The following is a 13,743-nucleotide window of genomic DNA, read 5'->3' as shown; positions in this document are numbered from 1 at the left end:
AAAACAGAGGCATCATGCCAGTGCTGTCCCATAATTTGAATTTTATTTCAGTACTAAATCAACATGATGACTTTATTTTTAAGCGTTTGATATTTATTTATATTTAATTTTCCACAGCCTTTTCTTTTCTTTAAAAAACTTAAATGACTTTGTATAGGCTGAACCCTACTTTTGACAGACCAAAAGTAGGCAAAAGTCTTTATTCCCCATACACGACATCCTGTCGTGATGGGGAATGTGTGGCATCCCTGCCACACTCGCGAATCTAGTATCAGGACTTCAACGATGGAACTGGACATCCTGCCTCTGTTTTTATTTAAAGGCTTAAATTATTTCAATTGATCAACCAAACGGCTTTCATAATCATTTAAGGCTTCATTCATGGTGACTATCCAGCGTGAGCCTGTTGCCATTGCCGTTGGTTTAGAAATTTTTGTATAAGTGCGAATAGGCGGTTTAGCACTGTTATTGGCATCATAAATTTCAGTTTCAATTTCGGTATTAAGTGTTACATAAGAAAAACCTGGCTGCATCCATGACCAGAACTTGTCTACTTTAACGGTTAACACCAAATCTGGCTTTTGAGCCTGTGCCGCTGGCACAACTGTATAACCCGAATGCAATAAAGCAGATTCAATCCGTTTTTCGAAAACGGAAACTACAGTTTCATCTCTTAAGAAAATATCACCCATGGCCTTACCATAACCATTACGCTTACGTGCAATCGCTTTAGCTTTATCTGCTGCTGTCGCTTTCTTTAATCCACCTTTAAGCGAAGGAATATTGGCCTGTTTCGGCTTGTCTTCAAAGACACGTTTATCTTCAACTATTTTAATTACCGCAGTTTTAGAATTACTTTGCTGTGCACTCATCTGTTTCACTGGTGATTCTAAAGATACCAGTCCACGGGTAGACACACATCCCGTCATCCCCACAATTAAAACCGAGCTTAATACAATTTTTGAAAAGATATTCATAAGTATCCATTATTTTAAAGCCATAAAAATCAAATTATTATATCATCTTCAAATAATGAATCTTTATATATTAAAAAGCATGAAACCAATATTCCATGCTTTTTTATTCATTCAAACCGGATGTTGTAAAGCAACTTCTTGACTAATCATCACCGCTGTAGCCGCAGACAAAGTCCAACCTAAATGGCCATGCCCTGTATTATAAAAAACCCGTTCACGTTTCCCGCGGCGTACAATCGGCATCATATTCGGCATCATCGGACGTAAACCTGCCCAAGGGATGACATTTTCAGTGGTAATATTAAAGTTCTTGTTCACCCAATCGGTCAGCGGTTGAATACGGTCTGCACGGATATCACGGTTATAACCATTAAACTCGGCCGTTCCCGCAACTCGTAAACGGTCTGCACCTAGACGGGAAGAAACAATTTTTGCACTTTCATCCAGCAGGCTCACCCACGGCGCATTTTTCACGCTGTCTTCATCATTTAAATTTAGAGTAATTGAATATCCCTTCACAGGATAAACATTGACGCGATCACCCAATAAATTTGCCAGGTGATAACTTTCAACACCGCCACACACCACCACGGCATCGGCTTCCAGCGATTCCATCACAGCTGCATCTGAATGCATGTTTTCATTACTGGCATGGTAAAGCACAGTGACGCCTTTTTTATGGTGTTTTACATCCATCACTTCCGTGCCAAACAGGTATTTCACCCCATATTTTTCCGAGGCTTCTGCAAGTCCTTTGGTAAATTTATGAATATCACCCGTTGCATCTCCCGGACAATAAAAACCCCCGTAATAATCTCCCTTTAAACTGGGTTCTATGCTTTTAATTTCCTCTGGTGTTACCGCAATTCTTTCCAAACCACCATTAATCAGTAAAGTATTTACCCGAGTCGCGACTTCATAATCCAGTTTGCTATGGTAAAAATGGAGAATGCCGCGTTTTTCCAGATCAAACTGAATATTTTCCTGTTCAGCAATAGCGAATAAACGTTCACGTGCCAATAAAGCCATTCTTACCGTATCGCGGGTATTGGTTTCATAATGTTTAATATTGCCGACAAATTCCATCAACCAGCCATATTTATGCAAGTCAAATGAAGGATTGAGTAATAATGGGGCATTTTTATTGGACATCCACTTAATACCTTTCAGTACTGTGGCTTTTTGGTTCCAGACTTCTGCATTGCAGGCGGAAAGCTGTCCGCCATTGGCAAATGAAGTTTCCATGGCAGGATATAAATGTTTATCAATAACGGTGACTTTATAGCCCAGATTTGCCAGCTCATAAGCGGAGGTAACCCCGGTAATGCCTGCCCCGATCACAACGATATGACACATACGACTCTCCTTGGAAATGTAAAGACATTTCTCTGAGCCCCATCTGTCATGGTTACCTGAGAGCTTCGATCACATCGTTATAATAAATAACGCTGACCATCCCCTTCGGTGAGCATATTGACTGAATATGCTTCTCTCCAGATTTTTGAAATTATTACAGTCCTTTTGCCTGAGAGTTTCCGGGGTCGTTGCTCCTTCGGCGTGTTCACAGAAGAACATCTCTCCTGCAATAATTACTTATCTTAATATGAGCAATTTTTATACCATGCGCGAGCACTAAATTCATATATTTGTTAAGCACTGTTATTAAAATACAAATAAATATATTTTTCAAAAACTTAATAAATTTATCAATTAACTTAAGTAATTAAGCTTAGGCTATTTTATGGATAGTCTGCACTGTTTAAACGCTTTACATACTTCACTTAAGAGATAGACTTGGACATATGCTGTAAGCGCAAATCAATCAATGGCTGCCCCACATTGGAATGAATGGGATAAGACTCGATACATGCTGTTTTTGAATAGCCACAGCGTTCATAATATTGAATCAGCTCTGTTCTGGCATCCAGCACCCACATTTCATAATGACTTAACGTTGGGCAGCGTTCTAAAGCCATTTTCTCAGCATATTTTAAAACATGTTTTCCAATGCCCTGATTTTGCCAATCCGAAGCTACACAAAAAGTACCAATTTCTACGCTATTCTGCTGAAAGCTTAAACCGATACAGGCCACTAAAGCAGTTTCTAAATCCTCAACCATTTCAGCAACAAATAGAGAAAAATTCTGCTGGTTCAGACTTTCCAATAACTGCTGATGATTGATTCGATCTCCCGCGACAATTTTCTGTTCACTGGTCCAGCTTGAATCTGTATGGGTGCGATATGCTTGATTGATCAAAGCCACTAGGCTTTCAACATCACTGGCATTTGCCAGTCTATATTTTAATGGCTGCATTATTTTTCTAAAAAAATGAATTAAAAGAAAATTATCACAAAGTATCATCAAACAAAATTTTATCCATAAAAAAAACCAGACTTTAAGTCTGGTTTTTTGATCATTAGAGCTCGTAACCTTAACGAGTTACTTCGTTTTAAATCGGTGCAAATGGGGCAACCACATCGGCATTTTGTGCACGATGGCGCATAAAGTGATCCATCAACACAATCGCAAACATCGCTTCTGCAATCGGAGTCGCACGTACACCGACACACGGGTCATGACGACCTTTGGTCAATACGTCAGTATCTTCACGCTCGATATTAATGGTTTTACCCGGAGTAGTGATACTCGCAGTCGGTTTCAGTGCAATCGCTACACGAATGGTTTGACCACTTGAAATACCACCCAGAATCCCGCCTGCATGATTGGCCAGGAAACCGTCTGTGGTTAATTCATCACGTGATTCATGACCAAACTGTTCTGCAACTGCAAAGCCATCACCAATTTCAACGCCTTTAACCGCGTTAATGCTCATCATGGCATGTGCAATATCCGCATCCAGACGGTCAAATACTGGTTCGCCCCAGCCTACTGGCACATTCTCTGCAAGAATTTCGAGCTTTGCACCACAGCTAGTGCCTTGCTCACGCAGTGAAGTGACTAATGCTTCAAAACGTGGCACTGCATCCACATCACCACAGAAAAATGGATTGTTTGGAACTTCATTCCAATCTAATTTTTCAGTTTTTTCAGTACCAATTTGTGTGACATGACCACGAATGTTAATGCCAAACTTTTCAGCCAGATATTTCTTCGCAATTGCACCGGCAGCCACACGCATTGCGGTTTCACGTGCGCTTGAACGACCGCCGCCACGGTAATCACGGAAACCATACTTTTGAGTATAGGTATAGTCTGCATGACCCGGACGGAAAGTTTGCGCAATATTGCCGTAATCTTTTGATTTCTGGTCGGTATTACGAATCAATAAACCAATCGATGTACCTGTTGTTTTACCTTCAAATACACCGGAAATAATTTCGACTTCATCCGGCTCTTTACGCTGGGTCGCGAATTTAGAGGTCCCCGGTTTGCGGCGGTCTAAATCTTTTTGTAAATCTGCTTCAGTCAGTTCGATCCCAGGCGGCACACCATCGACAATTGCCATCAGGCCAACGCCATGAGATTCACCACAAGTCGTTACACGGAACAGTTGTCCAATACTATTACCTGCCATGTTCAAAACTCCTTATGCTTGAACAGATTGTACAAATAAATCACGGTATTTACGGCATTGCTCTGCGGTTAAAGCAAAAATACCCGAACCACCTTTTTGGAAAGTTAACCAATGGAAATCTACAGTATTAAAGTTCTGTTTCATCGCCCATTCAGAATTACCCACTTCAATGACAATCAAGCCATCTTCAGTTAAGTAATCCGCGGCTTGCGCCAACATTTTACGAACTAAATCCAAACCGTCTTGACCTGCAGCAAGTGCAAGTTCTGGCTCATGTAAAAATTCAGCCGGTAAATCAGCCATATCTTCCGCATCCACATACGGAGGATTAGACACAATTAAATCATATTGATTTTCAGCAGGAATTTTTGCAAATAAATCGGATTCCATCAATGCAACCTGATATTGCATATTGTGATGTTCAGCATTAATCGACGCCACTTCTAAAGCTTCTTTAGAAATATCGGTTGCATCCACTTCCGATTCAGGGAAGGCATAAGCCAAGGCAATCGCGATACAGCCCGAACCGGTACACATATCTAAAATGCGACGTGGGGTTTGCGGATTATTATTTTCAGGAAGATTGTTCAAAGCTTCACGCATTTGTCCATTTTCATCAAGGCAGTATGGTGCAAAGCGTTGATTGATCAATTCAGCAATCGGCGAACGTGGAATCAGCACACGTTCATCCACGTAATAAGGTTTGTCGCAGAAATATGCCAGATTCAACAAATATGAAGTTGGTACTTTTTCATTGATACGACGTTCCAGCAAACTGATAAATTCAGCTTTTTCACTTGGCAGTAATTTCGCATCTAAAATTTCTGGATTTGCGTTCCAGTCCAGGGCCAGTGTTTGCAATACTAAAGCCGAACTTTCTGCAAAAAAGTCTTCTGTACCTTGACCCAAGTGTGCATCGTATTGACGTAGAGCTGAAACACCAAAACGGATAAAATCACGAATAGTTGTCAGGTTTTCAGCGGCTTCCTGTAAATGTTCAGGGCTAATTGTCAGTTGATCCACTTAAGGCATCTCCAAGGTCAAATTTTTTAAAGCGCCTTATGATACCTTGTTTTATTGGTTTTTATAACGTTTCAAGCAGATTAAAACAATAATCTATGCGCCATTTATTTAATTTGATAATAGTAAGCACGTTCCATTGTCATTTCTAAAACACATTTTTCCTGTTTGACTTTAAGCAAGCTCGAGGTCACTTTTAAATAGCATTGCTGATTAACCCGATTTTGCCAAATTTTGTGTTGCTGCTTAACGTAACTTTGATTATTACCACTGTTTTTTAAATAATTTTCATAATATTTTTTTAAAAGTTTTTCCTGACTTTTCAACTCTTTTTCTACACATTTTTTGACTGTTTCAGTTTGACCATAAGATGTGTTTAGACATCTTTTATATTCGTCAGAATATCCTTGGGCTAAAACTGAAGTTGAAGCTAAAGCAGCCATACTGAAAATCACTGGCATTAAAAATCGCATCATATTCCCCTGTCTTAAATGACTCAATTTTAAATAGTATTCATTTTATTTATTTAGGAATACTACAACAAAGCAGTGAAGATTCCTATATCACCGGAGTTTAAGTCAAAGCACAACAAACCTTGCAACATTTTGGCTATTGAATCTAGCTGGAATGACCTTATATAGTTTTCATTATTTTCTAAATACTTTTTGTTATGAGCTACAAGCACAATAACTTAATGGCAATGCGCCAAAACTACTGGAATGATATTGATTCTGTTCAGGTACAGAGCGAAAAGAAATTCTTTCAACAGACTTTAATTGAACATGCCATTCATAACAGTCCATCAGAAGATGACGCAAAATATCTGTTTTTTAGTTTACCCAGCATCATTATTGTTAAAGGTTATGCTCTCGGCTTTCAACATGACACCGTTCAAGCCATGATTTTTAAACATATTCGAGACAATAAAAATTTGTTAAAGCAAAAAGGTGAGTTTAAAGTTCAATTTCGCATGTAAATATGCGCTCATCTCTAAGCGTCGCTTTACCGCCCGCCCCCTGCTCATCTTGAGGCATATCATTGGGGTTGCAGGATTGAAGCTTAAGGATTAACTAGATATTTACTTTATTTAACTACGGTGACACTTTTTAATGGAAAATAAATTAAATATTAAACATATTTACTCTCCATTCAGCACGTTGAACTTTTTTAATACGTGAATAAACGGTAATATCCGCTACAATTAAATATTCTGCGACTTGCTGATTAAAGGATTTTGTTTAATGTCAGATCAGAACGATAAGCTTAAACAACTCAAAACTTCTTCCATGGATCGACGCTTATCTATCGCTAAAGCCTCCTTACTCGCAGGAACGCGTTGGGCTGCATCTAGTGCAACCACCATATTTTCAAGCGAAGCAGAAAAAGAAAAGAAACGTAAAAAAGCCATGAAAGAACAAGCTGATTATCTTGTTTCTGAAATTGGCAAATTAAAAGGTTCAATCGTAAAAATCGGGCAAATGATGGCACTGTATGGTGAACATTTTTTACCTGAAGAAATTACTCAAGCTTTAAATACCTTAAACAATCAAACTGTTGCGCTTGCATGGCCTGCCATCAAACACCAACTGGAACAGCAACTTGGACCTAAGTTGCATGATTTAACCATAGACCGTGAACCTTTGGGCACAGCTTCTTTAGCACAAGTACACCGTGCTACACGCAACTCGGATGGTTTAGAAATCGTATTAAAAATCCAGTATCCTGGCGTGGCTGATGCAATTGATTCAGACATGAGCCTATTTAAGAATATGCTCAAACTGACCCGTATGGTGCCGCAAACCCGTGAATTTGATCAATGGTTTGATGAAGTTCGTGAAATGATGCATCGTGAAGTCAATTATCAAATTGAAGCTGCAACCACACGCCGCTTTGCCGAACGTTTAAAAGATGATCCGCGTTATATCGTGCCGCAGATTGTAGATGAATATTGTACCGATCAAGTGCTGTGCATGACTTTTGAACGTGGTGTACCAATCAATAGTCCTGTGATGCTGTCTCTGCCTCAAGAACGTCGTAACCAGTTAGGCGAAGCATCTCTCGAGATTGCTGTGCGTGAGATTTTTGAATGGGGTGAAATGCAGACTGATCCAAACTTTGGCAATTACTTGGTTCGTTTGGGAGATGGTGCAGAAGGTCAAGACCAGATTGTATTACTAGATTTTGGGGCAATCCGCCAGTTTGATGAACATTTGCTGAAAGTCGCCCGTAATCTGATTAAAGCCGGTTATGACCACAATCTTGATGAGATGGTTCATGCCATGACGGGCTATGAATTCTTCGATTCAATTCCGCAAAGCATTAAGCCCGATATGGCTAAAGTGTTTTTATTGGCAACCGAAGCCTTTAGTAGCCTGATAAATAATCCAGACTTGCCTGAAGGTGTGATGGATGCAAATCAGCGCTATGACTGGAAAAAAAGCCAATTGCATAGCCGTGTCATGCAACGAGCGTCCAAATCAATGGCATCGCGTTATTTCAGTGTGCCGCCTAAAGAGTTTATGTTTATTAGCCGTAAATTTATTGGTGCCTACACCTTTATGACCGTCATTGATGCAAAAACCAATGTACGAAAAATGGTGACGCATTTTCTATAAGCAGTAAAGACTAGAATGATTTTTTTGTCATTCTAGTCAATTTTCACTTTTCAATCTAAGCTTTCAATCTCAAAAAATAAATACTATTCAATTACTTAATTAAGTTTAAACTGATTTTTGACCGTTTATCCAAGTCAATTTTAATTGTCAGCGATGACATAGTCATTTCGATATTCACATGTCAGCATAAAAATATAAAGAATCCAAAATCGATGGACGAAAAAAATGACCAATATGGTAAATAAGGCTCAAGGACTTGGGCTATCGCTCATTACCAGAATTGCGGGTAGTGATGTTCTGGATCAATTTAAGCTGCGTAAACTCGTTGAAAAATCATTATATCAAGGGTCAAAAATTGGCTTTAAAACGCTAAGTAAAACCCAAAAAGTATTTAAAGCGGATTCACATGTCAGTAAGCAGCGTTTGCCGAATCAGCACAAGTCATTGTTTGACTTGAGTCTGACTGAAGAACAGCAAATGACCTGTGATGCAATGGATCAATTTGCCTCAGAAGTCCTTTACCCCTTAGCCTATCAAGCTGACCATAACGAAAAATTTCCCGCAGCACTTTGGCAACATGCGACAGACTTAGGACTAAATTATTATGCTTTGCCTGAAGCCTTGGGTGGAGTGGCCACCGAAAAAAATATTTTAAGCAATATTTTAATTGCAGAACATTTGGCCAAAGGTGATTTCAGCTTAACTGCCGGATTACTTTCAACTTTTAGCGTGATTAATGCCATTGCCCAATGGGGTTCTGAAAAAGTTCAAGCGACCTATTTATCCAGCTTTGCAAATGATGCCGAGATAAACGCCACCTTTGCCATCCAGGAAGCCACAGCTGCTTTTAATCCATTGCAATTAAAAACCAAGGCAACGTCGAGCAATGGACAATATGTGATTAATGGCGAAAAAACCTTAGTTCTATTAGGAGAAACTGCCGATCTATTTTTAGTGAATGCTGAACTGAATGGCTCAGCCGAGGTGTTTATTGTAAAACGTGACAGTAGTATTACCGCCAAGAAAAGTCCAGCCATGGGTTTAAAAGCTAATGAAACCGTCACTCTAAAATTCAGCAACACTCCTGCTGAACGTTTAGGTGATGAAGATTTTAACTATACGGCTTTCTTAGACTTGGGCAATTTAATGTGGTGTGCCATGGCTGTGGGAACTTGTGAAGCCGTAAAAACCTATTGCATTGAATATGCCAATCAACGTACTGCGTTTGGCGAACCTATTTCACATCGTCAAAGTGTCGCTTTTATGATTGCAGATATGGCGATTGAAATTGATGCCATGCGCATGCTGATTTTAAATGCGGCTAGCCTGGCTGAAGCCGGTCAATCTTTTCATAGGGAAGCCTATTTGGCACGTTTACTCTGTGCAGAAAAATCAATGAAAATTGGTACCGATGGTGTTCAAATTCTGGGCGGGCATGGGTTTACCAAGGAACATCCGGTTGAACGCTGGTATCGTGACTTACGTGCCACCGCGATCTTGCATTCAGGCTTACATGCTTAATCTATCAGTTAAGGAATTACCCAGATGAATTTACAGAATCCTAAGAAATTTAAAATGTTGATAGATCAGGCCCATGAATCAGCTTTAAATGTACTACGCCCCATTTCACGTAAATATGACAAGGCCGAACACAGCTATCCCAAAGAACTCGACATGTTTGCCTCACTTATCGATGGTATGAATGATGGAGGCGAAGGCATCAATGCCGGAGCTGCTGTAGGAAAGCGTGGCAATACCGATGCCGGAAATAAAAATGGCGTCAATATGTCCACGGTACTTGGCGTGATCGAAATGTGCTATGGCGATACCGGCTTATTACTCAGTATGCCGCGTCAAGGTCTAGGTAACTCGGCCATTGCAGCAGTCGCCAATGATGAACAGCTGGAGCGCTTTAAAGGCATATGGGCAGCCATGGCCATTACTGAACCCGGTTGCGGTTCAGATTCTGCAGCCATTCGCACTACCGCCACTAAAGATGGTGATGATTACATCTTAAATGGTGAAAAGATTTTCGTAACCTCTGGTGAGCGTGCTGACGCTGTTGTAGTCTGGGCAAGTTTAGATAAAAATCTTGGACGTGCTGCCATTAAATCCTTTGTCGTTCCTAAAGGCACAGCGGGCATGAAAGTAGAACGCCTGGAACATAAACTGGGGATCAAAGCCTCCGATACAGCTGTGATCAGCTTCGTTGACTGCCGCGTGCCTGCAGAAAATCTGTTGGGTCATGCTGAAATTGATGTGGCCAAAGGTTTCGCAGGAGTCATGGAAACTTTTGACAATACCCGTCCACTGGTCGCAGCCATGGCAGTCGGATGCGCAAAAGCGTCATTGGAGAGAATTAAGGAAATTTTCAAAGATCAGTTAGATAATAATTATGCTATTCCTTATTTACAGACCTCGCACATTGCAGCGCAGATTTATCGCATGGAAGCTGAATGGGAAGCTGCACGTTTACTGACCATGAAAGCTGCCTGGATGGCTGACAATAAAAAGCCGAACTCACGTGAAGCCTCCATTTCCAAAGCCAAAGCTGGTCGCATCTGTAATGAAATCACCTTAAAATGCGTCGAGCTTGCAGCCAGCGTGGGCTATAACGAAGATGAATTATTAGAGAAATGGGCACGCGACTCAAAAATTCTTGATATTTTTGAAGGCACACAACAAATTCAGCAATTGATTATTGCACGACGTGAACTGGGCAAAAATTCTAGTGAGTTAAAATAAATTTCTTGCTTTTTCAAAATATAAAACCGGATAAAAGATGGATTTTTATCAGATATCGCGTTATAAAAATCCATCTCTTTTTATTTGACTCATTAAGTTTTTATGTACCAAATTAGACCCATTCAACCTCAAGATAATGCTGAAATTGCACAGGTCATTCGTGAAGTTTCGAAAGAGTTTGGACTTGCTCCTGAATCTGGTTTTGCTGTAGCCGATCCTATTTTAGATGATTTATATACAGTTTATCAGCAACCGAATGCGCAATACTGGGTAATCGAAAATCAACACGGTCAAATTATGGGTGGCGGTGGTTTATCGCCTCTAAAGGGTGATCCTACAATTTTAGAAATTCAAAAAATGTACTTTTTGCCTGAAGTTCGAGGCTTAGGTTTCGCTAAACAGCTTTTAGAAAAAGCCTTTCAATTTACACAGCTGCATGGTTTTCAATCATGTTATCTGGAAACTACCAAGGAACTTTGGCAAGCAGTAAAACTGTATGAAAAATTAAGCTTTCAATACCTAGATCATCCCAAGGGAAATACCGGACATAGCCATGCATGTGAAATCTGGATGGAAAAAAGCCTGTAATTGATTTTAATTTTATATTTTTATCTATTAATAATGGCTATATAGGTAAATTAGAATCAATTAACGCAATTTTTGCATACCAATGTGTACTTTTACTTACACTGAAAGTATTCATTAACCTCTATAGCCTATACCCTAATCATTCTATCCTCAAAGCATCAGGAAACAGGAAGTTTCCATAATAAAAAAAATAAACGATGTAAAAGGAAGTAGAAAGCTAAGAACAAAAAATCATTCACAGTCACAAGATAAAATAAGCCTCATCCAGATATGGGGCTTATTTTTTAGCGTTTTCAAACCTTAACAAGAATAAGCCAAAAAATGTACAGCTTCATTTAGTCGCTTTGCTAATGTCAAAGTTTAAATATAAATGATTCAGGATCATTAACATGACTAAAAAAGCATTATTCATAACGTCCAATGTCGGTGTTGAACAAGATGAACTGATCAAACCTCTTGAATTTTTACAATCTAAAGGTATCGAAGTCATTCATGCTGCAGAAGAACAAAAAGATGTTCAAACGGTTAAAAGTGATAAAGAACATGCCACTGCTTATAACCCGCAAACAACTTTGGCTAAGGTCTCTCCTGAAGATTATGATATTTTAGTTATCCCAGGAGGAACGGTAAATGCAGATACATTACGTTTAAATGAAGATGCTCATAAAATTATTCAGCACTTTACTGACAATGCAAAACCGATTGCAGCTATTTGTCACGGGCCTTGGGTATTAATTAATGCCCAAAGAATAAAAGATAAAAATTTAACTTCTTATAAAAGCATAAAACTGGATTTAGAAAATGCCGGTGCGAATTGGGTAGATGAAGAAGTCCATCGTTGCAATACCAATAACTGGCCTTTAATTACTTCGCGATGCCCAGATGATATTCCTGCTTTTAATCAGGCGATTTTGCAGGAACTGGATCATTAAATCATATCTTTAAATAAAAATATTTAAATAAGAAGCCCCATTAAATAATGGGGTTTCTTATTTATAGTTTAAGCAATTGAATTATTTTAATTATAAATTGAAAGTCAGAATATACTTAATAGATTGGTCGAATCCATTAAAATATCTGCTCTTGACTCATCATAATCAGCCTACTAGCATAGCTGCCATAAAATTTATTTTGGGTTTTGAACTTTGTTTTTTCCACAGCATTTCTTTCATTTATTATCAAAACATTCAAACTATCATTTTAGTCCATTTAAATCGGTGGCTATCATTATTACCACTTTAGCTTTTACCGGATGTACTTCTTTAAATAGTAACTCCGTAGCTAAACGATCAGCAAAATTATCTACTGGTATTCAAAAAGCCTATTCAGTCGCACCACATACCGCAGACCGCATTTCTCCTATGATTATTCAAAATGCTGACAAATATAATGTGGATCCTATATTATTGGCTGCTGTGATTCGACAAGAATCAAGCTATAGAAACTCTGTGATTTCACCCGCCGGTGCAGTGGGATTAACTCAAGTTATTCCGCGTTATTGGCAACAAACTTGTCCAGGTGATCTAATCGAAGAATATAATAATATCAATTGCGGCACTTATATTTTGGCTTCATACAATATTAAAGCCGGAAATTGGCCAAAAGCTTTAGCTTATTATAATGTAGGACCTACAGGCTATAACTCCAATAACAAAATGAAAAAACAAGGGGAAAAATATGCAGAACAAGTTCAACAACATCAGAAAATACTAAAAGGTGCTTTATAGATTAAACTTAATATCTCCTATCTATATATAGGAGATATTTTCCAGTTTGAATCATCTGATTCATCTTTTTTCACACACTTAATAAAGCCCGAAACCTTCGAGCAGTATAATAAGACTCAGCTCCATTTTTTTACGGATATTCTCTGGTGTAAATAACCAACTCGAAGTTTTTATATCAATTAAATCGATTGCCTGAAGCTCATAATAATTACGTTCTGTTAGCAATACGCACCCATATAAAATCCTATCAAGGACAGAATTTTCAAGTTTATTGGCTTTTCTAAAATCTAACGCTTCTCGATCATAATATAAGCTTCTTGGACCTGATGAACTCTCTATATTACAATCCATAAAGATATAATGATCAGTGATATGATCATGCAATATACCACATCAGGTTTACCACCTGTTTACTCCATACTTCTTTTATCAATAACAAGTTTCAAAATCATAATAAATTGTCTATTTAAGCTTTGTTTGTTTTTCATTTTTTAAATATATAGTTTTCTTTGTACATAAAAAAACACCCCCTTC

General features: G+C 38.7%; 14 protein-coding genes and 1 riboswitch. Of the genes, 7 read left to right on the top strand and 7 right to left on the bottom strand.

What is annotated here, in order from left to right:
* Window positions 1–329: 329 nt before the first annotated feature.
* The 6 genes from B4C48_RS04660 to B4C48_RS04635 form a co-directional block, all read right to left on the bottom strand.
* On the bottom strand, window positions 330–977 hold the full coding sequence (locus B4C48_RS04660; protein WP_291354444.1) for a flagellar biosynthesis protein: 648 nt from the start codon (window positions 975–977) through the stop codon (window positions 330–332).
* Window positions 978–1,088: 111 nt separating this feature from the next.
* Complete coding sequence (locus B4C48_RS04655; protein ID WP_349678580.1) at window positions 1,089–2,333, bottom strand: D-amino acid dehydrogenase; 1,245 nt, start codon at window positions 2,331–2,333, stop codon at window positions 1,089–1,091.
* Window positions 2,334–2,480: 147 nt separating this feature from the next.
* Window positions 2,481–2,570, bottom strand: a riboswitch (glycine riboswitch).
* Window positions 2,571–2,758: 188 nt separating this feature from the next.
* Entirely contained in the window at window positions 2,759–3,292 is a 534-nt protein-coding gene (locus B4C48_RS04650) for a GNAT family N-acetyltransferase (RefSeq protein ID WP_291354443.1), read from the bottom strand.
* Between the two features lie 136 nt (window positions 3,293–3,428).
* Window positions 3,429–4,514: a chorismate synthase gene (gene aroC, locus B4C48_RS04645; RefSeq protein WP_291354442.1), complete on the bottom strand. Its 1,086-nt coding sequence runs from the start codon at window positions 4,512–4,514 to the stop codon at window positions 3,429–3,431.
* Window positions 4,515–4,526: 12 nt separating this feature from the next.
* On the bottom strand, window positions 4,527–5,537 hold the full coding sequence (gene prmB, locus B4C48_RS04640; protein WP_291354441.1) for a 50S ribosomal protein L3 N(5)-glutamine methyltransferase: 1,011 nt from the start codon (window positions 5,535–5,537) through the stop codon (window positions 4,527–4,529).
* A gap of 104 nt (window positions 5,538–5,641) precedes the next feature.
* The gene (locus B4C48_RS04635) at window positions 5,642–5,977 is read right to left on the bottom strand and encodes a lysozyme inhibitor LprI family protein (protein ID WP_291354440.1); all 336 of its coding nucleotides are present in this window, start codon (window positions 5,975–5,977) and stop codon (window positions 5,642–5,644) included.
* 227 nt (window positions 5,978–6,204) lie between these two features.
* Here B4C48_RS04635 and B4C48_RS04630 point away from each other — a divergent pair, with 227 nt between their 5' ends.
* The 7 genes from B4C48_RS04630 (at window position 6,205) to B4C48_RS04600 (ending at window position 13,209) form a co-directional block, all read left to right on the top strand.
* Complete coding sequence (locus tag B4C48_RS04630; protein WP_291354439.1) at window positions 6,205–6,510, top strand: hypothetical protein; 306 nt, start codon at window positions 6,205–6,207, stop codon at window positions 6,508–6,510.
* Between the two features lie 265 nt (window positions 6,511–6,775).
* The gene (locus B4C48_RS04625; protein ID WP_291354438.1) at window positions 6,776–8,149 is read left to right on the top strand and encodes an ABC1 kinase family protein; all 1,374 of its coding nucleotides are present in this window, start codon (window positions 6,776–6,778) and stop codon (window positions 8,147–8,149) included.
* Window positions 8,150–8,383: 234 nt separating this feature from the next.
* Entirely contained in the window at window positions 8,384–9,670 is a 1,287-nt protein-coding gene (locus B4C48_RS04620) for an acyl-CoA dehydrogenase family protein (RefSeq protein WP_291354542.1), read from the top strand.
* Window positions 9,671–9,694: 24 nt separating this feature from the next.
* Window positions 9,695–10,894 carry an acyl-CoA dehydrogenase family protein gene (locus B4C48_RS04615; protein ID WP_291354437.1) on the top strand — a complete coding sequence of 400 codons (1,200 nt, stop codon included), beginning with the start codon at window positions 9,695–9,697 and terminating at the stop codon, window positions 10,892–10,894.
* Between the two features lie 102 nt (window positions 10,895–10,996).
* Entirely contained in the window at window positions 10,997–11,482 is a 486-nt protein-coding gene (locus B4C48_RS04610; RefSeq protein ID WP_291354436.1) for a GNAT family N-acetyltransferase, read from the top strand.
* Window positions 11,483–11,871: 389 nt separating this feature from the next.
* The gene (locus B4C48_RS04605) at window positions 11,872–12,414 is read left to right on the top strand and encodes a type 1 glutamine amidotransferase domain-containing protein (protein WP_291354435.1); all 543 of its coding nucleotides are present in this window, start codon (window positions 11,872–11,874) and stop codon (window positions 12,412–12,414) included.
* A gap of 213 nt (window positions 12,415–12,627) precedes the next feature.
* Window positions 12,628–13,209, top strand: coding sequence for a lytic transglycosylase domain-containing protein (locus B4C48_RS04600; RefSeq protein WP_414631498.1), 582 nt, complete (start codon window positions 12,628–12,630; stop codon window positions 13,207–13,209).
* 78 nt (window positions 13,210–13,287) lie between these two features.
* Here the strand turns inward: B4C48_RS04600 and B4C48_RS14205 are convergent, their stop codons facing one another.
* Window positions 13,288–13,593 (bottom strand): DUF4256 domain-containing protein, encoded by a 306-nt coding sequence (locus B4C48_RS14205; RefSeq protein ID WP_409449785.1) that lies wholly within the window; start codon window positions 13,591–13,593, stop codon window positions 13,288–13,290.
* Between the last annotated feature and the right edge of the window lie 150 nt (window positions 13,594–13,743).

It is taken from the genome of Acinetobacter sp. UBA3106, assembly GCA_002365595.1.
Lineage (GTDB): Bacteria > Pseudomonadota > Gammaproteobacteria > Pseudomonadales > Moraxellaceae > Acinetobacter.
The sequence above is the reverse complement of the archived record's forward strand: the minus strand, read 5'-3'. Positions and strand labels throughout refer to the sequence as shown.